Below are 26,993 nucleotides of genomic sequence, written 5' to 3'. Positions count from 1 at the left end.
GGATCGCCGGGTCTGTCCCCAAGCGAGGCGCGATGGAACACCTGCTCTGGATCGACGGAAGCGCGCGACCGGCGGCCGACGGCGCGACGGCCGAGGTGGCGGAGCCGGCGCTCGGCGCGCCCCTGGCGGAGGTGGCGCGCGGCGGGATCGGCGACGTCGAGGCGGCGGCGGCCGCCGCCGGGCGCGCCTTCCGCAGCGGCCCCTGGCCGCGCGCGACCGCGGCCGAGCGCCAGCGGGCGCTCCTCGCCCTGGCCGCGCGCATCCGCGCCGAGTCCGACGCGCTGGCGACGCTCGAGGCCCGCAACACCGGCAAGCCCATCGCCGACGCGCGTTGGGAGGTCGCCACCGCCGCCCAGTGCTTCGAGTTCTACGCGGGGGCAGCGACGGCGCTCTCGGGCCGGGTGCCCCCCGCCGACGGGCGCGGGCTCTCGGTGGTTCTGCGCCAGCCCGTGGGCCCGTGCGCGCTGATCGTGCCCTGGAACTTCCCGCTCCTGATCGCGGCCTGGAAGCTCGCGCCCGCCCTCGCGGCCGGCAACACGGTGGTGCTCAAGCCCGCGAGCGCAACGCCCCTCACGGCCCTGCGCCTCGGCGCGCTGGCGCGCGAGGCGGGGCTCCCCGACGGCGTGCTCAACGTCGTGGCGGGGCCGGGCGCCGAGGTCGGCGCGGCGCTCGTGCGCCACCCCGCGATCCGCAAGGTCTCCTTCACGGGCGACTCGAGCAACGGCGCCGAGATCCTGCGGCTGGCCGCCCCCGACATCAAGCGCGTGTCGCTCGAGCTCGGCGGCAAGTCCGCGAACGTGGTCTTCGCCGACGCCGACCTCGAGGCCTGCGTCGCGAAGTCGCTGCTCTCGGTCTTCGGCAACGCCGGGCAGGACTGCTGCGCGCGCAGCCGGATCCTGGTCGAGGCGAGCGTCCACGACGCGCTCGTCGGGTCCTTTGCGGCCGCCACGCAGCGGCTGCGCGTCGGCGACCCCCTCGACCCCGAGACCCAGGTGGGCTCGCTGATCTCGCCCGCGCACCGCGAGCGCGTGCAGGGCTACCTCGAGAGCGGCGCGCAGGAGGGCGCGCGCCGCGTCTGCGGCGGCGAGGTGCCCCGCGCCGGCGCCCTCGCGCGCGGCGCCTTCCTGACCCCCTGCGTCTTCGACGGCGTGACCCCCTCGATGCGGATCGCCCGCGAGGAGATCTTCGGCCCCGTCGTGGCCGTGCTGCCCTTCCGCGACGAGGAGGAGGCGGTGACGCTCGCCAACGACTCCGAGTACGGCCTCTCGGGATCGCTCTGGACCGGCGACGCACGCCGCGCCCTGCGCGTGGCGCGCGCGATCGAGACCGGCGTGCTGTCGGTGAACACGAGCCGCAGCGTCTTCCTCGAGTCGCCCTTCGGCGGCTGGAAGCGCAGCGGCCTCGGCCGCGAGCTCGGGGTCGAGGCGCTCGAGGGCTACACGGAGACGAAGTCGCTGTACTTCGAGACGGAGGGGTAGGGCGCGTGGGCGAGCCGAGGCTTCGGGGCAAGGTGGCGTTGATCACGGGCGGCGCGAGCGGGATCGGGCGCGAGGCGGTGCGGCTCTTCGCCGCCGAGGGCGCGCGCGTGGTGATCGCCGACCTCGACGGCGCCGCGGCCGGGACGGCGGCCGAGGCGGTGCGCGCCGCCGGCGGCGAGGCCGAGCCGGTCGCCTGCGACGTCGCGCGCAGCACCGACGTGCGCGCCGCCGTCGAGACGGCCGAGCGCCGCTTCGGCGCCCTCCACGTCCTCTTCAACAACGCCGGTATCTTCCCCGCCGACGACGGCTCGCCGGTGGATACGCCCGAGGAGACCTTCGACCGCGTACTCGCGGTCAACACCAGGGGCGTCTTCCTCGGCTGCAAGCACGGCATCCCGGCGCTCCTGCGCGCAGGCGGGGGCTCGATCGTCAACACCGCGTCGTTCGTCGCGGTGATGGGCGCCGCCACCTCGCAGGTGGCCTACACCGCGAGCAAGGGCGCCGTCCTCGCGATGACCCGCGAGATCGCGATCGAGTACGCCCGCCAGGGCATCCGCGCCAACGCCCTCTGCCCGGGCCCCGTGAACACGCCGCTGCTCGCGCAGCTCCTCTCGACGCCGGCCGCACGCCAGCGCCGCCTCGTGCACGTCCCGATGGGACGCCTCGCGGAGGCCGCCGAGGTGGCGAAGGCGGCGCTCTTCCTCGCGAGCGACGAGTCGTCCTACGTGAACGGCGCCACCTTCCTGGTCGACGGCGGCATCACGGCGGCGTACGTAACGCCCGAGTGAGACGCCTCGGAGACCGTCCTCGTCACGCGACGGCCTGCCGCGCCGCGCCCGTCGCGAAGTCCGACCGCTCGAAGCCCTGCTCCAGCGTCCCGCACAGGCGGTCGAGGCCCGTAGCCGCAGGGTCGGCTTGCAGGATTTCGCTTGATCCCCAGGGAGGGGGTAGCGTAGTGAGTACCCTGCTCGGCTGCGCTCTCGCGGTCGCTCCTGGGAAGCGGAAGGCAGATGCGGATTCGTGTGCTCCCGCTCCTCACGTGGTTCGGACTGGTGGCCGGCCTCGGACTCCTCGCGGCCCCGGCCTCCGCGGTGACGATCGACTGGGTGCTGGTGGGTGACGCCGGCAATGCACCGGATACGCTGAGCAGCAACTGCTTCTCGGCGAGCTGCGGCGCGGTCGCGGACGCATTCCGGATCTCCAGGTACGAGGTCACGAACGCGCAGTACGCGGAGCTGCTGAACGCCAAGGCAGGGTCGGATCCGCTGGCGCTCTACAGCACCGACATGGCGACCTATGGCGGCATCACCCGGAGCGGCTCCCCGGGCAGCTACACGTACGCCGTGAAGGCCGGCTGGGAGGACAAGCCGGTGAACTACGTGTCGTTCTACGACGCGATGCGCTTCACGAACTGGCTGCACAACGGGCAGGGCAGCGGCGACACGGAGACCGGTGCCTACACGCTGCTCGGAGGCACGGCGACGCCGAGCAACGGGTACACGGTGACGCGCAATCCGGGCGCGATCGCGTTCCTGCCGAGCGAGAACGAGTGGTACAAGGCGGCCTACTATGACGGGCTCTCGGCGACCTACTTCGACTACCCGGCCGGAACGAACACGCAGACCGGCTGCGTGGCGCCCGGGGCAGCGCCGAACACCGCGAACTGCGACAACGCCGTCGGCAACGTAACGGACGTGGGCGCCTACGCGGGCTCGGCGAGCCCGTACGGGACCTTCGACCAGGGTGGGAACGTGTGGGAGTGGAACGAGCAGATCGTGAGCGGCCCGCGCCGGGGCATCCGGGGTGGGGGCTGGGGCTACGATGCCGGCTACCTCGCCGCGTCGTACGGGGGCGTCGGCTACCCGCCCTACGAGGACGGCGACGTCGGGTTTCGTGTCGCGAGTCCGGTCCCCGAGCCCGGAACGATGCTTCTCGGGATGACAGTGATGACCTGTCTAGCGGGGCTCTCCTGGAAGCGAAGAAGTTCGTGACGGCCCTCTGACCTCTGGCTCTCTGGCCCTTGTCCGGGGCCGCGCGGCGTAAGCCGCGCGGCTCGCGCATCGGGGGGTGCGCTGGCCAGGCGGGGCGAACCGCCGATCCTGCTCGTGAAGGGTTGCGACCTCTCGCGCTGGCTGCTCGAGCGCGTCGAGAGTTTCCCCAAGAGCCAGCGCTTCGTCTTCGGCCAGCGCTCTCGGACCGCAGCCTCGCGATCCTGGACACCCGGATGGACGCCGCCTGGAGCCCGCCCGGGCCGCACAAGGCGGGCCTCCTGGCGCGCGCGAACCACGAGCTGGCGGTGCTGCGTGGGCGCGAGATCTCTGCCCGTGAGCCTTCGTCGCCGGCTCGGCGCGCTCGCGCTCAGGCGCCCGGCGCGTCCACCCGTGGCCCCGCGCCGACCGCCTTGCGCACCAGGGTGTCGACGCGGAAGCGCGCGTCGTCGGTCTCGGGGTGGTCGAGGTTGTAGTGGAGGCCGCGGCTCTCCTTGCGCCAGTCGGCGCACTCGATCACGAGCGAGGCGACCAGCGCCAGGTTGCGCAGCTCGATCAGGTCCGGGGTCACCCGGAAGTTCCAGTAGTAGTCGTCGATCTCGTCCTGGAGCAGCGCCAGCCGGTGGCGCGCGCGCTCGAGGCGCTTCTTGCTGCGCACGATGCCCACGTAGTTCCACATGAAGCGGCGCACCTCTTCCCAGTTCTGGGTGATCATGACCGCCTCGTCGCTGTCGCGGACCCAGTGCGCCTGCCAGGCCGGGACGCTCTCGGGCGCCGGGGCCTCGCCCACCCGCTTCAGGCTCTCGCGCGCGGCGGCGTCGGCGAAGACCGCGCACTCGAGGAGCGAGTTCGAGGCGAGCCGGTTCGCGCCGTGCAGACCTGTGCAGGCCGCCTCGCCGGCGGCGAAGAGGTTGCGCAGGTCGGTCTCGCCGCGCAGGTCCGTGCGCACGCCGCCGCAGGTGTAGTGCGCCGCGGGCACCACCGGGATCGGCTGGCGCGTCATGTCGATCCCGAACTCGAGGCAGCGGCGATGCACGTTCGGGAAGCGCTCGCGCACGAAGGCGGGATCGCGGTGGGTGATGTCGAGCAGCACGTGCTCGGCGCCCGAGCGCTTGAGCTCGGCGTCGATGGCGCGCGCCACGACGTCGCGGGGCGCCAGGTCGGCCATCTCGTGGTAGCGGGGCATGAAGGCCTCCCCGCTGCGGGTGCGCAGGATGCCGCCCTCGCCGCGCACCGCCTCGGTCACCAGGAAGGACTTCGCGTGCGGGTGGAAGAGGCAGGTCGGGTGGAACTGCATGAACTCCATGTTGGCGACGGTGGCGCCCGCGCGATACGCCATCGCCACGCCGTCGCCCGAGGCCACGTCGGGGTTCGAGGTGTAGAGGTAGACCTTGCCGGCGCCGCCGGTCGCGAGCAGCGTGATCGGCGCGAGGAAGCGGTGCACGAGCTGGCTCGTGCGGTCGAGCACGTAGGCGCCGAGGCAGCGTTCGGGGCCCGGCGCGCCGGAGCGCCGGGCCGTGATCAGGTCGACGGCCAGGTGGTCCTCGAAGAAGCCGATCTGGGGGTGCGCGCGGGCGCGCTCGAGGAGCGCGCGCTCGAGCTCGCGGCCGGTGGCGTCGCGGTGGTGGAGGATGCGGCGCCGCGTGTGCCCGCCCTCGCGGCCGAGGGCGTAGCCCCCGCCGCTCGGGGCGCCCGGCGCCGCCGGGTCGAAGCGCACGCCGAGGCGCACGAGCGCCTCGATCGCCGCCGGCGCGCGCTCGACGACATGCTGGACCACGTCGTCGTGACACAGGCCGGCGCCCGCCACGAGCGTGTCGCGCAGGTGCTCCTCGAAGCTGTCGTCGGAGCCGAGCACGGCGGCGATCCCGCCCTGGGCCTGGGCGGTGGCCGACTCGTCGGCGCTGCGCTTGGTCACGATCGCGACCCGCCCCTGGTCGGCGACCCGGAGCGCGAAGAACAGACCGGACAGGCCGCTGCCGAGGACCAGGAAGTCGAAGTCGTGACGTTCCGACATGGCGGGGCCCGCCGAGTCTATCGCAGGGCTAAGGCCGGGCTCCGGGTCGCCCGATGAGGCCTCGACCTGCCAAGAACGGTTCCCCGGAGGGAGGGGAAGCAGGCTTGCCGGCACGATCGAGGAACCCGGGGCTCGTCGCATGGGCGCTCGCCGCCGCCTTGCTGGCGGCTGGGAGCGCGCCGGCCGAAGTCTACCGCTTCGTCGACGACCAGGGCGTGGTCCACCTGACCGACTCCCCGACCAGCCGCAGCTACGCGAAGTACCGCCCGACGATCCACGGCAGCGGCAAGGGCATCAGCATCATCACCCGCCGCTCCTCGATCCTGGGGCTCGGCCGGCGCGAGATCCGCTACGCCATGAGCTCGCTCCGGCTCCCCGAGGGCCGCCCCGAGCCGAGCTCCTACGACGCCCTGATCGAGCGGGCTGCCCTGCGCCACGGGGTCCCCGCGGCCCTCGTCAAGGCCGTCGTCAAGACCGAGTCGAACTTCCAGCGCCACGCCGTCTCGAGCAAGGGCGCCCAGGGCCTGATGCAGCTCATGCCGGCGACCGCCGCGGACCTGGGGGTCGAGGACGCCTTCAGCGCCGAGGAGAACGTCACCGGCGGCACCCGCTACCTGCGGGCGATGCTCGACCGCTACGGCGACTGGAAGCAGGCGCTGGCGGCCTACAACGCCGGGCCGGGCGCGGTGGACCAGTACGGCGGGATCCCGCCCTACCAGGAGACGCGGCAATACGTCGAGCGCGTCCTCCAGTACTATCGCCGCTACGATGGCGACTTCCCTCGATGAGCCGAGCTCGGTCCGGGCGCCGGCCGCCCCCCCGGCCGAGCGGCTCTGGAACCTCCCCAACACCATCACGATCCTGCGGACCTGCGCGGTCCCCGTCCTGCTCCTCTTCCCCCCGCTCGCCGCCGGCCGCCTCGGCTCCCAGGTCCTGGCCTGGATCTTCATCGTGGCCGCCGTGACCGACCTGCTCGACGGCTGGCTGGCCCGGCGCGGGCAGCAGGTCACCCGCATCGGTAAGCTCCTCGACCCCCTGGCCGACAAGCTGCTCGCCGCGACGGCCCTGATCGTGCTGCTCGCGGCGGGGCGGATCCCGGTCTGGGGGACCCCGATGGTCGTGGTGATCATCGGGCGCGAGCTGGCGGTCACGGGCCTGCGGGGCTTCGCCCAGGCCGACGGCCACATCATGGCGGCAGGCTGGCCGGGGAAGCTCAAGACGCTGCTGCAGAACATCGCGATCGGGGCGCTGCTCTTCCCGACCCCGCAATGGGGCCTGCCGGCACACACGGTGGGGCTGGCCTTCCTGGTGGCCGCGACCGTGCTGACGCTCTGGTCCGGCTACGGCTACTTCGCGAGCTACTTCGCCGCGGGCGAGCGACGCCCGCAGGAGAACCGAGGATGACGAGACTGGGGGACCTGGGGGCCCGGATCGAGGGCCGCGAGGCGCGGATCGGTGTCATGGGGCTCGGCTACGTGGGGCTGCCGCTCGCGGTCGAGTTCGCGAAGGTGGGCTTCCCGGTGACCGGCTTCGAGCTCGACGCCGAGAAGGCCCGCGCGATCCAGGAGTCGCGCTCCTACATCGAGGACGTCCCGCAGGCCGACGTCGCGGCCATGCGCGAGAGCGGCCGCCTGCACGCCACCACCGACATGAGCGAGCTGGCCGGCTGCGACGTGATCAACGTCTGCGTGCCCACGCCGCTCACCAAGACCAAGGACCCCGACTTCTCGTTCATGGCGTCGGCCGTGGAGGAGATCCGCAAGCGCCTGCGCGGCGGGCAGCTCGTGATCCTCGGCAGCACCACCTACCCGGGCACCACCCACGAGCTCTTCCTGCCCCTGCTCGAGGCCTCGGGCCTCACGGTCGGCAAGGACTTCGGGCTCGCCTTCGCGCCCGAGCGCATCGACCCCGCCAACAAGCAGTTCAAGGTGAAGAACGTCCCGAAGGTGGTGGGGGGCGAGACGCCGCTGTGCACCGAGCTCGCGGTGAAGGTCTTCCAGCCGGTCTTCGAGACGGTCGTGCCGGTGTCGTCCTCGCAGGCCGCGGAGATGGTGAAGCTCCTCGAGAACACCTTCCGCGCCATCAACATCGGCCTCGCCAACGAGGTGGCGCTGATGTGCGACCGCCTCGGCCTCGACGTCTGGGAGGTGATCGAGGCCGCCGCCACCAAGCCCTACGGCTACATGAAGTTCCTGCCCGGCCCGGGCCTCGGTGGCCACTGCATCCCGATCGACCCGACCTATCTCTCCTGGAAGATGAAGGCGCTGAACTTCCCGGCGCGCTTCATCGAGCTCGCGACCGAGATCAACACCCAGATGCCGACCCACGTCGTGCGCCGCGCGGGCGACATCCTGAACGAGGACCGCATCGCCGTGAACGGCTCGCGCATCCTGCTGCTCGGCGTGGCCTACAAGCCGAACGTGTCGGACATGCGCGAGTCGCCGGCCATCGAGGTGGCCGAGGGCCTGCTCCGCAAGGGCGCCCTCCTCGACTACCACGACCCCCACGTCCCCGAGTTCCACGTCGGCGCGCACGTGCTGAAGAGCGTGGACCTCGACGACGCCACGCTCGCCGCAACCGACCTCGTCGTGATCGTCACCGACCACGAGGCGGTCGACTACCAGCGCGTGGTGGACCGGGCCCAGCGCGTCTTCGACACCCGCAACGCGACCAAGAAGGTCCGGAACCACCGCGAGAAGGTGCGCAAGCTCTAGGCGCTCCCGGCCACGAGGGCAGGGCACCGGCCGGTATACTGGCCGGGCGATGGAGCCCGAGGTCGTCTTCCACGCCGAGGGCCTCGCCAAGGTCTACCGGGTCGGCGAGGTGGAGGTGCACGCGCTGCGCGACGTGGACCTCGAGCTCGCGCGCGGCGAGCTGGTGGTGATCCTGGGCCCTTCGGGCAGCGGCAAGTCGACCCTGCTCAACATCCTGGGCGGCCTCGACGTCCCGACCCGCGGCCGCGTGCGCTTCCTCGACCACGAGCTCACCGCCGACGACGAGCAGGCGCTGACGGCCTACCGCCGCGAGCACGTGGGCTTCGTGTTCCAGTTCTACAACCTGATCCCGAGCCTGACCGCGCGCGAGAACGTGGCGCTCGTGACCGAGATCGCCGAGCGGCCGATCGACCCGGGCGAGGCGCTGGCGCTGGTCGGCCTCGAAGCGCGCGCCGACCACTTCCCGGCCCAGCTCTCGGGCGGCGAGCAGCAGCGCGTGGCGATCGCCCGCGCGGTGGCCAAGCGCCCGGACGTCCTGCTCTGCGACGAGCCGACGGGCGCCCTCGACTTCGAGACCGGCGTGCGCGTGCTCGAGGTGCTCGCCCACGCGAACCGCGAGCTCGGCACGACGACCGCGGTGATCACCCACAACGCCGCGATCGCCGGCATGGCGGACCGCGTGATCCGCATGCGCAGCGGGCGCATCGTCGAGGCGCGCCGCAACACCGAGCGGCTCGCGCCGGCCGCGCTCGCCTGGTGAGGGCGCGGTGAAGGCCCTCGACCGCAAGCTCTGGCGGGACCTCTGGATCCTGCGCGGCCAGGGGCTCGCGATCGCGCTCGTGGTGGCCTGCGGCGTCGCCACCGTCGTGACGACGCGGGTCGGCTACGAGTCGCTGCTGGCCTCGCGGGCCGACTACTACGCGCGCTACCGCTTCGCCGACGTCTTCGCGCAGCTCGTGCGCGCGCCCGAGGCACTGCGCGGCGAGATCGCGGCGATCCCCGGCGTCGCGGCGGTCGAGACCCGGGTGGTGGCGGAGGTGACGCTCGACGTGCCGGGCCTGCCCGAGCCCGCCACGGGGCGCCTGGTCTCCGTGCCGGAGCGACACACGCCCGTGCTGAACGACGTCTACCTGCGCCGCGGCCGCTGGCTCGAGCCCGGGCGCCGCGACGAGGTGATCGCGAGCGAGGCCTTCGCCGAGGCCAACGGGCTCGCGCCCGGCGACCGGATCGGCGCGGTGCTCGACGGGCGCTGGCAGGCCCTGCGCATCGTCGGGATCGGGCTCTCGCCCGAGTACGTCTACGAGCTCCTCGGCACCAACCTGTTTCCCGACAACCGCCGCTTCGGCGTGCTCTGGATGAGCCGTGACGCGCTCGGACCCGCCTTCGAGATGGAGGGCGCCTTCGACGACGTGGCGCTGCGGCTCCTGCCGGGCGCGAGCGAGGAGGAGGTGATCGCGCGCCTCGACCGGCTCCTCGAGCGCTGGGGCGGGCTTGGCGCCTACGGGCGCGACGACCAGGTCTCGCACCGCTTCCTCTCCGACGAGATCCGCCAGAACCGGGTCTTCGGCACCGTGCTGCCCGCGATCTTCCTGGGCGTCGCGGCCTTCCTGCTCCACATCGTGCTCTCGCGCCTGGTCGCCACCCAGCGCGAGCAGATCGCGGTGCTGAAGGCCTTCGGCTACCGGCCGGCGCGGATCGGCGCGCACTACCTCGCCTTCGCGGGCGCGTGGGTGGCGCTGGGCTCCGTGTGCGGCGTGCTCCTCGGCCTCTGGTGGGCCGCCGAGATCAACCGCCTCTACGGCCAGTTCTACCGCTTCCCGCTCCTGCGCTACGCGCCGGGCGCCAGCGTGATCGCGATCGCGGTCGGCGTCTCGGCGCTGGCGGCGATCGGCGGCGCCGGGAGCGCCGTGCGGCGCGTGCTGCGGCTGCCGGCCGCCGAGGCGATGCGCCCCGAGGCGCCGGCGCGCTTCCGGCCGGGCTGGCTCGAACGCAGCGGAGCCGCGGCGCGCCTGCCCGCCTCGGTGCGCATGATCTGGCGCAACCTCGCCCGCCGGCCCGGACGCGCGGCGCTCTCGGTGCTCGGGATCGCGCTCGCCGTCGCGATCCTGATCGTCGGGCGCTTCTTCGTCGACGCGATCGAGTACCTGGGCAACGTGCAGTTCCGGCTCGTGCAGCGCGAGGACCTCACCGTGCTCTTCCACGACCCGCGCCCCGTGCGCGCCCGCTACGAGCTGGCCGCCTTGCCCGGCGTGCGGCGCGCCGAGCCCTTCCGCGTGGTGGCGGCGCGCCTGCGCCACGGACACGTCGAGCGGCGCATCCCGGTGTTCGGGCTCGAACCCGGGGGCGAGCTGCGCAGGATCATCGCGGCGGACCTGGCCGCCGTGCCGGTGCCGCCCGCCGGCGTGGTCCTCACCACGAAGCTCGCCGAGATCCTGGGCGTGGGGCCCGGCGATGCGCTCACGGTCGAGGTGCTCGAGGGCGAGCGCCCGGTGCGGACCGTGCGGGTGGCTGCCCTCGCCGACGAGCTGCTCGGGCTCTCGGCCTACATGAGCGCGGACGCGCTGCACCGGCTGCTGCGCGAGGACGCCTCGCTCTCGGGCGCCTTCCTGCGCGTGGATGCGCGCGCCGCCCCGCGCGTCTACGCGGCGCTCAAGCACATGCCCGCGGTGGCCGGCGCCACCACGCGGAGCGCAGCGCTCCAGGGCTTCGAGGACACGCTCGCGCGGAGCCTCGGCGTCTTCACGACCGTGCTCGTCACCTTCGCCGCGGTGATCGCCGCGGCGATGGTCTACAACGCGGCGCGCATCGCGCTCTCCGAGCGCAGCCGCGAGCTCGCGAGCCTGCGCGTGCTCGGCTTCACGCGCCGCGAGGTGGCGCTCCTCCTGCTCGGCGAGCAGGCGCTCCTCACCGTGGCCGCGATCCCGCTCGGCTTCTGGATCGGCTATCGCCTGTGCGCCGCCCTGGCGGCGTCCTACCAGTGGGAGCTCTTCCGCATGCCGCTCGTCGTGAGCGAGCGCACCTTCGCCTTCGCGCTGCTCGTGGTGGCGCTCGCGGCGCTCGCCTCGGGCCTGGCCGTGCGCCTGCGCCTCGACCGGATCGACCTGGTCGAGGTGCTGAAGACCCGCGAGTGAGGCGCCGGTCGTGGGGGCGCCCGGTCGGGTGGGGTGCGGCGGTGGCCGCCGCCGCCCTGGGGATCTACTGGCTGTGGCGCCCGCAGCCGATCGCGGTGGACGTGGCGGCGGCGCGGCGCGGCCCGCTCGAGGTCACCGTCGACGAGGAGGGCGAGACGCGCGTGCGCGAGCGCTACGTGGTGGCGGCGCCGACCGCCGGGCGCCTGCTGCGCATCGCGCTCGAAGAGGGCGACCCGGTCGCGGCCGGCGCGGTCGTGGCGCGCATCGAGCCCGCTCCCCTGGGCCCTCGCGACCTCGCGGCGGCGCAGGCCCGGCTCGAGGCCGCGCAGGCCTCCGAGAGCGCCGCCGCGGCGCGCGTCGAGCTCGCGGAGGCGGCGCTCGCCCAGGCACAGCGCGACGCCGCGCGCGCCGAGCGCCTGCACCGCGCCGGCACCCTCAGCGACGACGCGCGCGAGCAGGCGCGCCTTGCCGAGACCAGCGCCGCGCGCGAGCACGAGGAGGCGCGCTACGCGGCCGACGCCGCGCGGCACGAGGTGGAGGCGGCGCGGGCCCTCCTGATCGCAGCCGGCGGCGGGACCGCTGCGTCCGGGGACGGCTCCGGCGCGGGGGTGCCGTGCGCCGGCGACACCCCGTGCGTGGCCGCACGCGCTCCGGTCGCCGGGGAGGTCCTGCGCGTGCTCGAGGAGAGCGAGCGGATCGTCGCCCCCGGCACGCCGCTCGTCGAGATCGGCGACCCCCACGCGCTCGAGATCGTGTCGGACCTGCTCTCGCGCGACGCCGTTCGCGTGTCGCCTGGCGACCGCGTGCGCATCGAGGACTGGGGCGGCCCGGGCGCGCTCGAGGCGCGGGTGCGGCGCGTCGAGCCCTCGGGCTTCACGAAGATCTCCGCGCTCGGCGTCGAGGAGCAGCGCGTGAACGTGATCTCGGACCTGCTCCGCCCCGAGCCCCGGCTCGGCGACGGCTACCGCGTCGAGGTGCGGATCGTCGTCTGGGAGGCCCCCGACGTCCTCCAGGTCCCCGCGAGCGCCCTGTTCCGCGCGGGTGAGGAGTGGGCGGTCTTCGTCGTCGAGCAGGGGCGGGCGCGCGAGCGCCTCGTCGAGGCCGGCGAGCAGGGCGCCTTCCAGACCGGGATCCGGGGCGGCCTCGCCGAGGGCGAGACCGTGATCCTCCACCCGAGCGACCGCCTGCACGACGGCACCCGGGTGGCCCCACACCCCACGACCGCCCCGATCGCCCCGACCGCCCCGACGCCTCCGGCGCCGCCCGCTGCCCCCGCTGCGCCCGGCGCTCCGCGCCCCTGACGCCGGCCTTGACGCCGGCCCGCCCGTCCCGTACCTCCCCCCGGTCCGCACGAGTAGCTCAGTGGTAGAGCATCACGTTGCCAACGTGAGGGTCGCGGGTTCAAATCCCGTCTCGTGCTCCAGGAATTCGTAGCGCCCCCGCGCCCTTGCGCCGGGGGCGCTGCCGTGTTCGGGATCCGCTTCGAGAGGCGGAGACGAATAGAGACGTCCGGAGACGTCCCCGGTCGCTCCGAAGTCCGCGAACGAGAGGTCGCCGCCCTCGACGGGCACCGCATGGGCGTAGACCCGGAGGGTCAGCGCCGGGTTCGCGTGGCCCAGCTGCTCGGCTACGAGGCGGATGCTGCGGCCGGCTTCGAGCGCCAGGGTCGCGAACGTGTGGCCGCCCGCGTGGAGCTTGAGCGGCCGGACCCCGAGCGTCTGGGCGCGGCGGAGCGCCTCGGCCTCGTCCCGGGTCCAGGCATCGACGATCGCGACCTCGGGGTCCTCCCGGCGAGCCGCGCGTGCGATGAGCTGCCCGACGCCGTTCGCCGGATTGCGGGCGATCACGCCGTCGCGCGCGGCCAGGTTGAGCACCCGGCGTAGGACGGAGAGCGCCGTCAGGATCGTTGCCGGCTTCTGTCCCGCGTCGAGCTTCCGCCGGATGTACTCGAGGAGGTCCGCTTCGGAGATGTCGCGCAGGTCTCGCTCCCCGAAGTAGGGCACCAAGTGGTTGTCGAGGATCGCGAGCGAGGTTTTGTGGAAGCGCGGCTTGAAGGTGACCGCGTAGAGCCGGTGCCACTCCCGGGCTCGGGTGCCGAACAGGATCGGCTGGGGTGCCGGTTCGGCCTTGTCCTCGGCCGCGAACTCGCCGAGGGCGAGAGCTTCGCGTTGATCTGCGCCGCGATCTTCTCGGCGGTCTTCCTGTCGACCTTGCCGGGTCCGATCCGCCGGTCGCGCTTCCTGCCGTGGTAGTGCGTGCGCACCCACCACGTCCCGGTACCAGATCACCTTCGCGCTCATCGCGCCCGACTCCGGGCCAGGTAGACCCGGACCGCCTCCCGGACGAGATCCGAGGTCGTCAAGCCGCGCGCCGTCGCCAGCCCCTCGAGCGCTCCCAGGTCCCGTCGCTCGAAGCGGATCGTGCGGTCGACGGAGTCCTCGAACGCCGGCTTTCTGCCCGCCCCCGGGCGCCAGCCGCCCCGGCCGGATGCCTTCTTGCGCGCTGCCACCGGGCCGGAGAATCGGCCGGCGGCCATTGACCCATCAACCTCGAATCGATCGGAGCGTCTCGCTCACGACCGCCTCGATTCGCTTCGGATCCTGCGCGGCCTGCTGGTCGAGTCAGCGCCGGAGTGCGTCCACGGGAACGAGGATGGCGCCGCCGGCGCGAAGGTGAGGGAGCGAGGGCAGGAGCGCTCGAAAGGTGCGCTCGGAGAGCCCAAGGACCACTGCGGCTTTCTTGGGCCGGAGCGAGTCGATCGGCCAGGCGGATGGCCTTCTCGAAATCCTCGCTCACCATTGGCGCCGCATCATGGGTCGAATGAGAGCAAGGCCCGTGCCGCACGGGCCGCGCGTGCGCGCAGAGGCGCGCGGCCCGCAGGGTGTTCGAGCGCCGGAGCTGGCAGTGGTCGGCTCACAGCTCGCCGCCAGCGGCGCGGTGGCGCCAGCCATGTCGAACACCTGGATCTCGGACATGAGAACCTGGAGACCTTCTCGACGGTGCCCTGGGCCGTCCCGATCTGCCCGGCCCGGCGAGGCGGATCGCCGACCACTTCGGCGCGATCGTGGTCGCAACGTCAGAAGGTGGCCAGGAGGTGGCCTGCCGGCTTGGAGTTCGCTCCCCGGACGGTCTTGCCATAACGGGGAACGCCCTCGACAACAGCCCGCTTGGTCGTCTTGTCCGTGTCGTCTCAGCGCGTTCCGACGAGTCGCCGCACGCGCACGCGCGCGCCATTCGTCGAAACCATCGCGCCGTTCTCGAGGTCCTCGCGACAGCGATCCAGCACCAACACGACCAGCTCGGTCACGAGCTCCGCCGTCGCGCGGTCGATGCGGAGTCGAATCACGGACGGCGCTCCCTCGCCCGATCGAACGAGAAGCGCGTGGAAGTCCGCGTCCAGCGTCACGACGACGCGACCCTCTTCGCGGGCGAAGGAGAGGATCGAGGCATCTGGCGCGGCAGCGAGCCCGACATCCGCGGCGTGCACAGTCTCGATTCCGCGCTCGCTCAAACGCTCCACCGTGCTGCGCGGGAGACCCTGATCGAGCAAGAGCCTCAAGCCGATCTCGGCAGATCGAGCAACCGGTCGTCGAGCGCTGCGGCCGCATAGGCGAGGGCCTGGCGGATGTCCTCGTCCTCGAGCTCCGGATACTCGCGACGGAGAGCCTCGCGGTCCGGGTAGATGGCGAGCGCTTCGAGGACGCGGCGCACGGTGAGGCGCAGGCTACGGATGCAGGGTTGGCCGTTCATTCGCTCGGGGTCGGATGTGATGCGTTCGAAGCGGGTCATGGCGCCTCCGTCACGGGACGATACCGCCGGATCCGCCAGCGGCAGGCCTGCCCTCGGAGACGGATGGAGACGCCGAGACGTATTGCCTGCCGGCTGCCGCCGCTCCTCGCATGCCGTGGCAATGCAGGAGCTGCAACCTCTCGCTATTTCCTGGGCTTCCGACGCCTTGCCAACGTGAGGGTCGCGGGTTCAAATCCCGTCTCGTGCTCCAGGAATTCGTAGCGCCCCCGCGCCCTTGCGCCGGGGGCGCCGCCGTGTTCGGGATCCGCTTCCCGAGCCCGAGACGGATCGGGACGGGCCAGGGTCGCGAAGGTGGGGCGGGCCGCGTCGAGCTTCCGCGGCCGGACGCCGAGATCCTGGGCGCAGCGCCGGGCCGGTTCCACGACCGGGTCGGGGTCCGCTCGTCGAGCGGCGTCCGGGCTCGCGCCGGCCCGTGAGAAGGGCGACCCGCTCGCTGCTCGAGCGAGAACTAGCGCGTGTCGGGGGCGGGCACGATCGCGATCGCGCGCAGCGGGGCTCCGGAGCCGCCGCGGATCTTCATCGGCAGCGCCACCACCGAGAAGCCGCGGGCCGGCAGGCGGTCGAGGCCCGTCAGGTTCTCGAGGCCCGGCACCCCGGCGGCCGCGAGCGCCTGGTGCGCCTCGAAGCGGGTCGAGACGCCGGGATCGATGCTGGCGGTGTCGATCCCGACCGCGCGCACGCGGCGCTGCTCCGCGAGCCAGCGCGCGGCTCCGGCGGAGACGCCGGGGAAGCGCAGCGCGGCGGTGGCTGCGGGCCCACGCTCCTCGGTGCCGAGATAGCGCGCGCGGTCGGGCCAGAACCGGCTCCATCCGGTGTAGATCAGCACCAGCGCCCCGTCCGGGATCCGGCCGTGCACGGCCTCGAACGCGGCCAGCTCGGCGACCGTGAGCGCGTGGTCCGGGTCCGCCGCGCAGGCCGCCGAGACGTCGACCCGCACGGCGGGTCCGGCGAGCTGGGCGACCGGGATCGCGTCCACCGCGTGCCCGCCCTCGCCGAAGTGGACCGGCGCGTCGAGATGCGTGCCGCCGTGCTCCGCGGTGCGGAAGCGGTTGGCCTCGTACCACCAGCCGCCCTCGGTGCGCCCGTGGAACACCGGCTCGAGCACGAAGCCTTCCGTCTCGGTGGGCCAGAAGATCGTGTCGTCGCCGAAGGCGTGGCTGAGGTCGACGATCACGGCGCCGGCGAAGGGATCGGCGGCGGGTCGCGCGCAGCCGGAGAGACCGGAGAGACCGAGCAGGATCGCGAGCACGAGCCCCGAGCCGGCGGCTCGAGAGGCGGTGCGCGGCGGCGTCGCGTCCATCGCGGCCGAGGGTAGCGCCGATGGGCCGTTGCTACGGTGCGGCGATGCGGTGGTCGACCCTGGTCTGGATCTGGGTGGCGCAGGGGATCGGCGGAGCAACGCCGGCGGTGACCAAGCTCGCGCTCGAGGGGATGGGGCCCTTCGGCCTCGTCGTGGCGCGCCAGATCCTGGGCACGCTGTTCCTGCTGGCGCTTGCCGTCTGGGGCGCCCGCGTGCGCGGCGGCGCAGCGGCCGCCCGTGCTCCGTGGACGCGGCGGGACGTGGCGCTCCTGCTCACGCTCGCCTGGGCGGGGTTCGCGCTGCCGCAGCTCCTCGGCGCGATCGGGCTCACGCTCTCGACGGCTACCCACGGCGCGCTGCTCTCGCCGCTCGAGCCGATCGGGATCCTGCTCGGCGCCGCGCTGGTGCTGCGCGAGCGGCTCGGGCCGCCGCACCTGCTCGCCGGCGGGCTCGGCGCAGCCGGGACGCTGCTGATCGTGCTGCCTTCGCTCTCCGCGGGGGCCGACCCGCGCGCGGGACACCTGGGCGGCGACCTCGTCATGGCGGCCGGCCACCTGTGCTGGGCGATCTACACGCTCGCCGCGAAGTCGCTGGTGGCGCGCCACGATCCGCTCCAGGTGGCGATCCGCGCCGGCGCGATCTCCTGGCTGCCGCTCGTCCCGCTTGCGCTCGCCGAGCCCTTCGACCCGGCGCGTGCGCTGCCGGCCCTCGGCTGGGTGCTGCTGCTGGCGTTCCTGGCCACCGCCGTCGCGACCGTCGCGTGGAACCGCGCGCTCCGCGAGGTGAGCGCGGGGACGATGGCGATCTTCGTGTTCGTCCAGCCGCTGGTCGGGCTCACGATCGGCGTGCTCGGGCTCGGCGAGCCGGTGACGCTGGCGTCGCTGCTCGGCGCGGCGCTGATCGCGGTCGGCGTGGCGCTCGCGACCCTGCGCGGCGAGCGCGTGACGGCGCAGCCCGCCGTGCAGGCGTCGTCGTGAGCACGCGCGGGCTGCAGGCCGGTTCGCGGTCGCCTTCGGCCGCACGGGCTACCCGCCGCAGGTCTTCGAGGTTCCCTTCGACGACGCGGCTCCGTGGAGGGGGACGTCGGTCTCGCCGCGTCGGGATCCTCCGGTGGCGCCGTACCAGGAGCGGGCGCGTTTGCTACACCGAGGGCCGGTCGTGCCGAGGAGCCGGGCGCGATGGGCGAGATCGTGAGCGACAGCCGGCACCGGCGCCGCGGCACGGCGTCGGTCGAGCGGCATCCGGTCCAGGACGTGGCCTTCCGCTCCTGGCTGCGGCCTCGCCCGGTCGAGACGTGCCGGTCCTCGTCGTGGGATCGCTCCGGCGCCAACGACGACTTCGTGCGGGTCCACCCGGGCGAGACGGTGGTGCTGCTCGACGAAGCGGGCCCCGGATGTGTGACCCACCTGTACTGCGCCATGGTCGGACCCGAGCTCACCGACCATCGCGACGCCATCCTGCGCTGCTACTGGGACGGGGAGGAGACACCCTCGGTCGAGGTGCCCCTCGGCGACTTCTTCGCCCTGTGCCACGGCCGGGTGCGCTGCTTCCAGAGCGCCCTGGTGGCCGTGAACCCGGGGATGGGGCGCGTCCTTCGGGCTCAACGCCTACTTCCCCATGCCGTACCAGTCGGCCCGGATCACCATCGAGAACCGGGGATCCCGGCTCCTCGGCGGGCCGCTCGGGTGCCTGTGGTTCCACGTCGATCACCAGCGCTACGCCCAGCCCCTGCCCGAGGGCACGCTGCGCTTCCACGCCAGCTACCGCCAGGAGCGACCCACCGTGCCCGCCTGCGAGCCGGTCGACACCCCGCTCCACGCAGGCACCAACACCGACGGCCGGGAGAACTACGTCGCCCTCGACGCGGCCGGGCAGGGGCACCTCGTAGGCATCCTCCTGGAGATCGACAACATCGCCGGGGGTTGGTACGGCGAGGGCGACGACATGGTGTTCGTCGACGACGACGTCTGGCCGCCCCGCATCCACGGCACCGGGACCGAGGAGGTGTTCGGCGGGGGTGCCTGCCCGATCGCGGAGTACGCCGGACCCTTCACCGGCTTTCACCTGGTGGAACGACCCGACTTCTCGGGACTGGTGGGGATGTACCGCTGGTACGTGAACGATCCGATCAGCTTCCGCACCTCGTTGCGCTGGACCATCGAGCACGGGCACGCCAACAACTTCGCCAACGACTACTCGTCGGTCGCCTACTGGTACCAGACCGGCCGGACGGCGCCCCTACCGCCGTTGCCCGACCGCGATGCCCTGCTTCCCCCGCTCCCCCCGGAGTACGAGGAGGCCCGCGTGGCCACCTTCGCCTGGATGGCGGGTCACCTCGACGACCTGGCGGCCGTGGCGCACGTGGCCGTGCCCTTCTACGAGGGCCGGTTCGCCCTCGCCCTCGAACGTGCCCGCGCCGGGGGGTGACCTCCTCCTCGCCCCCTCGCGGGGCCGGCGGCTGCCGGAACGTCCTCGCGCCGCGGCTCGACGTCGTGTTCTGCGACATCGACCCCGCTCCAGTAGGGGACACGGTACCGGCTCGGAGGCCACTGCCTGGAGGGTGTCGGCGTAACGGCCCTGATCGCCTTGGCTACCCCGTCGCCGGCCCTGTGGCGTCGGGTGCGCGCGAGCGTGCAATGCAGCGGATGCTCGGAGCGGTGCTGACGGGGATCGCCGGCGCAATCGCCGGCGGGGACGCTCGACGGCGCCGCGGCTTGGCCGGGATCGTGGCGAAGTCCCGGCTCGCGGCGAGCGCGCACTCGTCGTTCCGGATGAAGGCGATGTCCCGCGCCGCGCTCGGTGCCGTCCTCGTGTGCGCCGTCCTCGCGCCGATCGCGTCGTCTGCCGCGGTCACGCAGATCCCCGCGACCGCATTCCGGACGACGACACGCATGACGTTCGAACCGCCCCCGCTCCTCCCCGCTTCCTTCGCGGGTGGCGACATGGCGATCGACCCCTCCGTGATCTTCCACCAGACCCCCGAGTCGGTATGGTTCGCCGGGAGTCATCCGGTGGCGCTCGCGGCGTCCGCGAGCGAGCTCGGTCTCGGGACGGGCGGCGCGCTGCTCCCCGACGCCGACTATCGCATGACGTTTCCCGACCCGCCGGTGCGCGTCGGCTTCCATCTCGGCGCCGGGCAGGCGCTCGCCGTTCCGATCCGGCTGCGGGCGCCCGGCGAGGCCGTCGCCGAAGAGGTGCAGGTCGCCGTGCCGGGCGGCTCCTTCGCCTTCTTCGGTTTCGAGGATCCCCGACGGGATCGAGGAGATCGTGATCGCGACCGACTTCTCGGACAACGTCGCGCTCGACGATCTCCGCTTCGAGAACGAGCCGGGCAGCTCGCTGCGTCTGCTCGCGCTCGAGGACTTCGCCGGAGACCCCGTGCTGAGCTTCGAGGAGCTGCCGGTGCTCGACGACCCCGGGGACTTCGGCCCCGCGTACCTGATCGGCGACCGCTACGCGGATCTCGGTGTCTTCTTCGACGACGACAACGTGACTGGCACCTACGCCGCCCAGGCGGGTGGCTACGCGTACGTGTCGGTGCCCGTCGAAGCGGCGAACGCGGCCGGTGCCGGCATGAAGCCGATCACGTGCGGGTCACTTCCGTGCACCATCGCATTCGACCCGCCAGTCCTCCGGGTCGGATTCCACTGGTCGAAGACGACCTACGACAACCAGTCCGGACGCAGCGAGGTCGTGTTCTACCGGGATGGCGTCGCGACGGCGAGCCAGGACCTCATCTTCCGTTGGGACCAGCTCGGCTTCTTCGGCTTCGAGGATCCTCAGGGCATCGACGCGATCCGGGTGAGCGACTGGGTCGACCTGCTGCGCTTCGCGCCGGAGCCGGAGAGGGCGCCCGGCGCTGCGGCGGCGGTCGCGGCGCTGATCGCGATCGCGGCGAGCTCTCGGCTCGCCGCCTCGCTGCGAGCGCGCACCCGTCGCAGGTAGCCAGCGGGGGGGGCAGGAAGGCGAGCCAGGCCGACGCGGCCGAGACGAGGCCGAGGCCTCCGACGCTCGCCGCTCCGAGGGCTGACCTCGCGAGGTCGATCCCCCGGAACGGGAGCACGAAGCGCGTGGTGTAGCTGAGGAAAGCGCTCGTCATCGCGATCGCCCACAGCCGTATGCGGTCCGCGACCACGCCGTTGCCGAGGCCGATGGCGAGGCGCCGGCGGAGCTGGCCGCTCGTTCGCCTTACCCGTCCCCTATCCCTGATCCGACAGTACGGACCGTGGTGAAGCAACCGAATCGAAGGTGGCTCCGTCGGTATGCGAAGTGGAGGTACCCGCCAACCACTCGCCGCCGAGGAGCCACATTCGTGAGGTTGAGTAGACGCTCGATTCGGGCCCGCGTCGAGAGCCCGCTGCCGATCACCTTCTCGAGCGAGCGGATCTCGGCCCACGGAGGCCTCGAGCTGTTCGGACGCTTCCTGGCGGCACGGGGGCTCGCGCAGCGGATCGCCAACGCCTTCCGCGGCACCGCGCTGGATGGCGATTCCGGTGTCGTGCGTCTGCTGCTGGCGGTCGTCGGGTTGCTCGTGATCGGCGGGACGAGGGTCACGCACCTGGCCTTCGTCGCTACGGACCCGGTGCTGCTGCGCTTCTGCGGGCTGCGCCGGCTCCCGGCCGACCGGACCGTCGTCCGCTGGCTCGAGGCCTTCACGCCGCCGCTGCTCGAGCGGCTCGCGGATCTGATCCGCGACCTGGTGCACGAGGACGTCGAGCGGCACCACCTGACCCGATGGACCGTGGATCTCGATGGCACGGTGCTGCGCACCGGGGCGAAGGTCGACGGGGCGGTGCGGGGGTTCAACCCCCACCACCCGAAAGACCCGTCGTACTACCCCCTGGCGGCTCACTTGGCGCAGCTCGGCCAGGTCCTGCGCGTGTGGAGCCGGCCGGGGAACGTCACCGACTCGCACAACGCCGATGGCCTCCTCCGCATCGTGATCGGGGAGCTGCGCGCCCGCCTCGGGCGGCGGCTGCCGATCGAGGTGCGGATGGACGGTGCCTTCCTCATGCCCAAGATCCTCGCCTTCCTCGACGGAGAGCCGGGGGTCGAGTACGCCGTGAAGGTCCCGATGTGGAAGTGGCTCGGGCCGCGAGGTCATCGCCGGGCGGCGGCGCTGGGAGCGGGTCGACGCCTACGTGGAGGGCTTCGAGACCCGCCTCGCGATCGCCCAGTGGGGACGCACCGAACGCGTCGTCGTCTGCCGCAAGCGTGTCTCCCACGAGAGCCGCAAGAACTTCCAGCTCGATCTCTTCGATCCCGCCGACGGCCACTTCGAGTACTCGGCCGTGGCCACCAACAAGGGCCTCGGTGTCGGCGCGCTCTGGTACTTCATGGCCGGCTGCGGAGCCCACGAGAAGACCCTCGCCGAGCTCGAGCAAGCCGTCGCCTTCGATGCGATCCCGACCAACGACCGCCTCGCCAACGCGGCCTGGCAGATGCTCTCGGTCCTGACTCTCGACCTCGTGCGCAGCTTCGCGATCACCACGGGCGCCACCGAGCGACCGCGGACGTCCAAGCGCACCTTTGGCTGGGTCTTGCCCTCGCTCCACACCCCTCGCTTCGAGCGGATCCACCAGCCCGCCCGATTCGTACGCCCGAACGGCCGACCTGAGCTGCGCCTCGCGCTGACCGAACGCGCGTGCCGGCGCATCGAACGCTTCAAGCACCACCTCGCTCGCGCCTCCTGATCCCTACCGGGAGCTCGTGACCCGGCTGCTCGCGGACGAGCCCGAGATGATGTCGCTCGAGGTGCTGCGGTGGGGCTGCCCACCCGCGAAGAGCTGGAGCCGTTCGTGCGGGGAGTATTCGACGCGTCCATGGCGACCGGCTTTCCCGCCTCGAGCGACCCGATGACGACTTGCTCGCGAGGCACCAGCGTCACGTCCTCCTCGGCGAAGACATCGAGCGTCACCTCGACGGGAGCGTGCAGCCCGTCGCCGCCCAGAGGTCGTGGAGCATCGGGTCGCCCGCGATCAGGTTCGGCGAGGGTGGTCGAGAGAGGTCGGCGAGCAGGGGTTGTTCCACCCGGTCCGGAAGAACAGCTCGTAGCCGTCGGTGCGCTCGCTTCGATCGGGGCTCGCCGCCGCGCTCCGGACTTCTCGAGCTGGGCGCTCGACGGTCCGGGTTCCGCGGCCTGGCGCGGACCTCGCGCGCCGATTCGGGACGAGGGCTCATCGGTGTGGAGCGTACGGATCCGTTCCTCACGATCGGGTCGGCGAGCCAGGCGAGACGCGGAGCCGCGCGGCGACCCGCTCGCGATTGCCGAGACCGACCGCGACCGATTCGCGCTCGGGATGCGGATGGAGGACATCGCCCGAATGGACGCGGCCCTCCGCATCGCGGTAGACGGCGTGGCGGCGTTCGAAGCGGGTGGGCGAGGACAAGCCCGCGGCCGCAGCCAGCGAGGCAAGGCCCGCACGCAGCGTGATCACGAAGTTCATCGCGCGCCACTTCTTCTCGTCGACGACCAAGGCGCGCATGCGGTCGGGATCCGTCGTCGCGACACCGGCCGGGCACTGGTTCGTGTGGCATCGCTGCGCCTGGATGCAACCGACCGCGATCATGAACCCGCGCGCCACGTTCACCATGTCGGCGCCGAGGGCAAGGGCGATCGCGGCGCGATCCGCCGAGAAGAGCCGGCCCGAGGCGATCACGCGTACCCGATCGCGCACGCCTGCGCGGCGAAGGGCGTCGTCGAGGACCACGATTCCCGAGCGCACGGGGAGTCCCATGCTGTCGGCCATCTCCTGGTAGGTCGCACCCGAGCCCCCTTCTCCGCCATCGACGGTGATCCAGTCGGGTCCGTCGCCGCGACGCGCCATCGCGTCGGCGAGTGCGTCGGCGGAGCCCGGGCCGCCGATCACGACCTTGACGCCGACGGGCTTGCCCGTCGCCTCGCGCATCCGGGCGACGTGGTCGAGGAGTGCGTCCACGTCGGCGAGGAACGGGAAGCGGTTCGGCGAGTCGACCGGTTTCCAGGGCTCGACGCCGCGGAGCCGCGCGATCTCCTCGGTCACCTTGGCACCCTCCAGGTGGCCGCCGCGGATCTTCGCGCCCTGGTGCAGCTTCAACTCGAAGCCGCGTACCTGCGCGAGGTCGCCCTTCCGGCGCAGACCGTCCCAGTCGAAGCGGCCGTCCGCGCTGCGAACGCCGAAGCAGCCCGGTCCGATCTGGAAGATCACGTCACCGCCACCTGCCAGGTGATGCTCGGAGAGCCCACCTTCGCCGGTGTTGATCCAGCTCCCGGTCGCCATCGCGACGCCCTCGGCGATGGCGCGGATCGCATGGCCACCGAGCGCGCCGTACGACATGCCGGAGACGCCCACCAGTCCACGCACGATCCACGGTGCGGCGAGTCCAGAGCCGAGCGTGAGCGCGTGTGCGTCGTCGAGCGTCCACGGCGCAACCCGCGCGGGGCCGAGTGTCTCGCGGCGGTGGAAGAGGCCCTCGTGCGCAATCTCGTAGCGGTTCGTCTCGAGTGCGGGTCGGCTCGCGACGGCGAGGTCGCCAGCAAGACTTGGAAAGAACGCGTTGCGCAGATACCAGCCCGGCGCCTCGAAGTCGCGCTTGCTGCCGAAGGAGATCAGGGTCTTCAGGTACTTCGCGGCGAACACGACCGAGAGGAACTCGTTCCGCGAGAACGGCTTGCCCGCGGCGTCCGCGTCGAAGAGGTATTGACGCAGCTCCGGGCCGATGTGCTCGAGCAGGTAGCGAAGCCTCCCGAGCAGCGGGAACGCGCGCAACACCGCGTGCTGTTGCTGCCGTCGATCCCTCGACCAGAGCAGGACGAGGAAGAGCGGTGGGCCCGCGAACATCGCGAGAAGTACGCCGAAGGAGAGGAGGGCGAGCCAGTCAGCGAGCGTCGCCGGCATCACGAGGGTCGCCTGTGGCGGCGCCAGCCGAAGAGCCCTCGCTCGCGGATGCGCCGCGCGACCGCTTCCGGAACGGCTTCGTCCCAACCTTCCTCGCCCTTGCGGATCGCCTCGAACACCTCGCGCGAATGGAAGCGTGCGGCCGAGGTGTCCTGGCCGTCGAGGCCGGTGATCCAGCCGCGCTCGAGGAGATAGCCGTGCAGGAGGCGGAACGATCCGTCGAGGTCGACACGCTCCGCGCTCGTGAGACGGCCGGCTGCGTCGCGGAACGGATACACGTAGATGCGAAGACCGTTGCGGAAGAGCCGTCCGAAAGCCTCGAGCGCACCGCCCTCCAGGTTCTCGTACCAGCGCTCGTCGAAGAGGTCCGCCAGCAGGTTTCCACCCATCACGAGGCCGATCCGCTTCCGCGTGTAGCGGGCGAGGAACGCAGCAAGCCGGAAGTACTCCGAGTCGTTGGAGATCAGGACGGTGTGGCCGATCGCGGCCAGGGCGTCGGCGCGGTCGAGGAAGTCGCGCAGGTCCAGCTCGCCGTCGGCAAGGAGGTTGCGCATCGTCATTTCGAGGAGAACGATCGGCTCTTCGCCGGCGAGGTCCCTCCGGAAGCGCGCGAGCGCGCAGCGGAGCATGTCGACGTGAACCCGCATGACCGGGCGAAAGCTTCCCCGCAGGACGAGCGATGCGCGGCCGTGGAGCAACTCGGAGGGCTGCACCACGCTGCCGTCGGCCGAGAACGCCGCAGCGCCGGAAAGCCCGAGCTGGACGAGGCGCAGGCTCATTACGCGATTGTCGACGCCGCGGAAGCGTGCGCCCGAGAGCTCGATCATGTCGATCTCGATGCGCTGCGGGGACAGGGCGTCGAGGAGGGAGTGGAGGAGCCGCTCCGGATCCTGGTGCAGGAAGCATGCGCCGTAGACGAGGTTCACGCCCACGATCCCGAGCGCTTCCTGCTGCTGCGCAGCTTCCGGGTCGAGCATCCGCACGTGGAGGATCACCCGGCTCGGTTCGTCGCCGGGTGCCGCCTGGAACTGGATCCCCATCCAGCCGTGGCACTCGCCGGCGCCGCCGAAGCTCCGTGCGGTCACCGTATCCGCGAACGAGAAGAACGCGGTGTCGACGCCACGTTTGGGTGCGAGCCGTTCGAGGGTGAGCCGGTACTCGTAGTCGAGCATCGCATCGAGGCGCTCGCGGCAGACATAGCGTGGACAGGGGCCGTAGATCGCGTCGCTGACGGTCATGTCGTAGGCGGAGATGCTCTTCGCGATCGTCCCGGCGGCGCCGCCGGCGCGAAAGAACCAGCGCACCACTTCCTGCCCGGCGCCGATCTCCGCAAAGGTGCCATAGCGTCGCGGGGCGAGGTTGACCGCGAGGGCCTTCTCGTGCGCGGTCGTGGGCAGGGCAGGTGCGGTCACGCCGAACGAGATCGGAGGATCGGGTGAGAGGCTCGATCGGGGATTCGCCGGATCTCCGTTCCGGGTGCGAGGAGCGGTGTAGCGATGGCGGTGGGCGATGGCGGCGTCCGGTGCAGCGCTCCGCGCGGTGGCGAACGCACCCCTCTGCGGTCGTGACGAGCGCGCGTTGCCGCCAGCGGCCCGAGCCGTGCCAGGATCGGTGGTGCGCTACCGGCGCGGAGGACACCCCCGGAGGGTAACGGCGGAAGAGGCGCGATCGTCCCCGACCGCAGCCCGCTTCTTCGCCCTTCCCGTTGGATCGATCCGAGGAGGCGCAGGAGTCCGCCCGTCGGCGAGCGCTCGAGGGCCGCGATTGCATCGTCGCCGGCGTCGATTGCGTAGACGGACGAGCCGTCCGGCGAGACGGCGACGTCGAGGGCGGCCGCGAGCCCGCTCGCGGTCGGCGCTGTCGCGGACGGTCTGGATCAGGCTGGGTGAGACCCGATGCGACGCCGGGCAGGAGGACGAGCGCCCCGAACCCGGCGCAGCCACGCGAGCGCCGTGAGCACCGCCAACGCGCCGGGACTCGCGCCGGGCTCGGGTACGGGCTGGAGCGACTCGAGAGAGCCGACCAAGAACGCTTCGTCGCCAGGCGCCGTGGAGCGCAGAAGGAACTGCACGGCGGACGCGCCGGCCGGGTCGGGCGGGGGCGTCAGCACGTCCGAGAGGATCGCACCTTCCGGCATGAACAGGCTGAAGCGCGCTTCGTCCTCGGTTGCACCGCACGGATTGCACCCGGAGACGCTCCAGACATTCGAGCTGACCGAGTTGGCCTGGATGTGGATCGAGCCTTCGCCGATCGTTTCGTCGACGATGGTCAGGGACTGTGCGGCGACCCGCACGACGAGCGAGAGGATCGGATAGCGCCCCAAGTTGGCGGACGCTTCGCTGTCGACCCCGGCGTCGTCGTAGGAGAACTCGAGCACGAACTCGTCGCCGGGTGCCCCCGGGAGCGGCAGCAGGCTCGTGTTGCCCTGCAGGTTGCCGACGACGCCGGTCGCGCGCCACGCGACGACCGTGGCGCCGGCCGGCGGCGAGACGAGGGCCAGCACCACGATCCACGCAAGTCGCGTTCGACAAGCCATGGCCTGTCCCCCGTGGCAGGAGGGCTCAGAGGGTTGCCGGGAATTGATTTCCCGGGGCTGCAAAGACGCCTTCGGGGGCGACCAGCCAGTAGACGCGCGAAAGCCGCTTTGCGGCCAGCAGGCGGCTGATGTTGTGGGCCAGCAC

Annotated in this window: 21 protein-coding genes, 1 tRNA gene and 1 pseudogene; 16 read left to right on the top strand and 7 right to left on the bottom strand. The window is 72.4% G+C overall.

Features of this window, described 5'->3' with window-relative positions; genetic code table 11:
• The first annotated feature begins 32 nt into the window (after positions 1-32).
• The 3 genes from OZ948_18815 (at position 33) to OZ948_18805 (ending at position 3,469) form a co-directional block, all read left to right on the top strand.
• A complete protein-coding gene (locus tag OZ948_18815; GenBank protein ID MEB2346777.1) occupies positions 33-1,478 on the top strand; it encodes an aldehyde dehydrogenase family protein in 1,446 nt (481 codons plus the stop codon).
• A 5-nt stretch (positions 1,479-1,483) separates the two neighbouring features.
• A complete protein-coding gene (locus OZ948_18810; GenBank protein MEB2346776.1) occupies positions 1,484-2,266 on the top strand; it encodes a glucose 1-dehydrogenase in 783 nt (260 codons plus the stop codon).
• Positions 2,267-2,488: 222 nt separating this feature from the next.
• Positions 2,489-3,469 (top strand): SUMF1/EgtB/PvdO family nonheme iron enzyme, encoded by a 981-nt coding sequence (locus OZ948_18805; protein MEB2346775.1) that lies wholly within the window; start codon positions 2,489-2,491, stop codon positions 3,467-3,469.
• A gap of 367 nt (positions 3,470-3,836) precedes the next feature.
• Here OZ948_18805 and nadB read toward each other — a convergent pair whose 3' ends face one another.
• Positions 3,837-5,480, bottom strand: a complete 1,644-nt coding sequence (nadB, locus tag OZ948_18800) for an L-aspartate oxidase (protein MEB2346774.1) — start codon at positions 5,478-5,480, stop codon at positions 3,837-3,839.
• A 104-nt stretch (positions 5,481-5,584) separates the two neighbouring features.
• Between nadB and OZ948_18795 the strand changes: the two genes are divergently transcribed.
• From OZ948_18795 to OZ948_18755, 9 genes are all read left to right on the top strand, one after another.
• On the top strand, positions 5,585-6,268 hold the full coding sequence (locus OZ948_18795) for a lytic transglycosylase domain-containing protein (protein ID MEB2346773.1): 684 nt from the start codon (positions 5,585-5,587) through the stop codon (positions 6,266-6,268).
• Positions 6,249-6,884, top strand: coding sequence for a CDP-diacylglycerol--glycerol-3-phosphate 3-phosphatidyltransferase (gene pgsA / locus OZ948_18790; protein ID MEB2346772.1), 636 nt, complete (start codon positions 6,249-6,251; stop codon positions 6,882-6,884). Before OZ948_18795 ends, pgsA begins: the two co-directional genes overlap by 20 nt.
• On the top strand, positions 6,881-8,194 hold the full coding sequence (locus OZ948_18785; protein MEB2346771.1) for a nucleotide sugar dehydrogenase: 1,314 nt from the start codon (positions 6,881-6,883) through the stop codon (positions 8,192-8,194). The genes pgsA and OZ948_18785 overlap by 4 nt, the downstream gene beginning before the upstream one ends.
• A 49-nt stretch (positions 8,195-8,243) precedes the next feature.
• Entirely contained in the window at positions 8,244-8,954 is a 711-nt protein-coding gene (locus OZ948_18780) for an ABC transporter ATP-binding protein (GenBank protein MEB2346770.1), read from the top strand.
• 7 nt (positions 8,955-8,961) lie between these two features.
• Positions 8,962-11,325, top strand: coding sequence for an ABC transporter permease (locus OZ948_18775; protein ID MEB2346769.1), 2,364 nt, complete (start codon positions 8,962-8,964; stop codon positions 11,323-11,325).
• A gap of 41 nt (positions 11,326-11,366) precedes the next feature.
• A complete protein-coding gene (locus OZ948_18770; protein ID MEB2346768.1) occupies positions 11,367-12,626 on the top strand; it encodes an HlyD family efflux transporter periplasmic adaptor subunit in 1,260 nt (419 codons plus the stop codon).
• Between the two features lie 47 nt (positions 12,627-12,673).
• A tRNA-Gly gene (locus tag OZ948_18765) sits at positions 12,674-12,748 on the top strand.
• Between the two features lie 187 nt (positions 12,749-12,935).
• Positions 12,936-13,208 carry a hypothetical protein gene (locus tag OZ948_18760; protein MEB2346767.1) on the top strand — a complete coding sequence of 91 codons (273 nt, stop codon included), beginning with the start codon at positions 12,936-12,938 and terminating at the stop codon, positions 13,206-13,208.
• Between the two features lie 123 nt (positions 13,209-13,331).
• Positions 13,332-13,577 carry a hypothetical protein gene (locus OZ948_18755; protein ID MEB2346766.1) on the top strand — a complete coding sequence of 82 codons (246 nt, stop codon included), beginning with the start codon at positions 13,332-13,334 and terminating at the stop codon, positions 13,575-13,577.
• Positions 13,578-14,515: 938 nt separating this feature from the next.
• Here the strand turns inward: OZ948_18755 and OZ948_18750 are convergent.
• The 3 genes from OZ948_18750 to OZ948_18740 form a co-directional block, all read right to left on the bottom strand.
• Positions 14,516-14,875 carry a DUF5615 family PIN-like protein gene (locus OZ948_18750; GenBank protein ID MEB2346765.1) on the bottom strand — a complete coding sequence of 120 codons (360 nt, stop codon included), beginning with the start codon at positions 14,873-14,875 and terminating at the stop codon, positions 14,516-14,518.
• A gap of 5 nt (positions 14,876-14,880) precedes the next feature.
• The gene (locus OZ948_18745) at positions 14,881-15,114 is read right to left on the bottom strand and encodes a DUF433 domain-containing protein (protein MEB2346764.1); all 234 of its coding nucleotides are present in this window, start codon (positions 15,112-15,114) and stop codon (positions 14,881-14,883) included.
• Between the two features lie 469 nt (positions 15,115-15,583).
• Positions 15,584-16,435: a cyclase family protein gene (locus OZ948_18740; protein ID MEB2346763.1), complete on the bottom strand. Its 852-nt coding sequence runs from the start codon at positions 16,433-16,435 to the stop codon at positions 15,584-15,586.
• Positions 16,436-16,455: 20 nt separating this feature from the next.
• Here OZ948_18740 and OZ948_18735 point away from each other — a divergent pair, with 20 nt between their 5' ends.
• The 4 genes and pseudogenes from OZ948_18735 (at position 16,456) to OZ948_18720 (ending at position 22,128) form a co-directional block, all read left to right on the top strand.
• The gene (locus OZ948_18735) at positions 16,456-17,412 is read left to right on the top strand and encodes a DMT family transporter (GenBank protein MEB2346762.1); all 957 of its coding nucleotides are present in this window, start codon (positions 16,456-16,458) and stop codon (positions 17,410-17,412) included.
• 631 nt (positions 17,413-18,043) lie between these two features.
• Positions 18,044-18,862 (top strand): annotated as a pseudogene (locus tag OZ948_18730) (DUF2961 domain-containing protein).
• 840 nt (positions 18,863-19,702) lie between these two features.
• Positions 19,703-20,380 (top strand): hypothetical protein, encoded by a 678-nt coding sequence (locus OZ948_18725; protein MEB2346761.1) that lies wholly within the window; start codon positions 19,703-19,705, stop codon positions 20,378-20,380.
• Between the two features lie 1,196 nt (positions 20,381-21,576).
• Entirely contained in the window at positions 21,577-22,128 is a 552-nt protein-coding gene (locus OZ948_18720; GenBank protein MEB2346760.1) for a hypothetical protein, read from the top strand.
• Between the two features lie 513 nt (positions 22,129-22,641).
• Here the strand turns inward: OZ948_18720 and OZ948_18715 are convergent.
• The 3 genes from OZ948_18715 to OZ948_18705 form a co-directional block, all read right to left on the bottom strand.
• Positions 22,642-24,312 (bottom strand): FMN-binding glutamate synthase family protein, encoded by a 1,671-nt coding sequence (locus tag OZ948_18715; protein MEB2346759.1) that lies wholly within the window; start codon positions 24,310-24,312, stop codon positions 22,642-22,644.
• Positions 24,312-25,724, bottom strand: coding sequence for a TonB-dependent receptor (locus OZ948_18710; GenBank protein MEB2346758.1), 1,413 nt, complete (start codon positions 25,722-25,724; stop codon positions 24,312-24,314). Before OZ948_18710 ends, OZ948_18715 begins: the two co-directional genes overlap by 1 nt.
• Before the next feature lie 464 nt (positions 25,725-26,188).
• Positions 26,189-26,815: a hypothetical protein gene (locus OZ948_18705; protein MEB2346757.1), complete on the bottom strand. Its 627-nt coding sequence runs from the start codon at positions 26,813-26,815 to the stop codon at positions 26,189-26,191.
• Positions 26,816-26,993: the final 178 nt, after the last annotated feature.

The organism is Deltaproteobacteria bacterium (genome assembly GCA_035063765.1).
Classification (GTDB): domain Bacteria; phylum Myxococcota_A; class UBA9160; order UBA9160; family PR03; genus CAADGG01.
The sequence above is the reverse complement of the archived record's forward strand: the minus strand, read 5'-3'. Positions and strand labels throughout refer to the sequence as shown.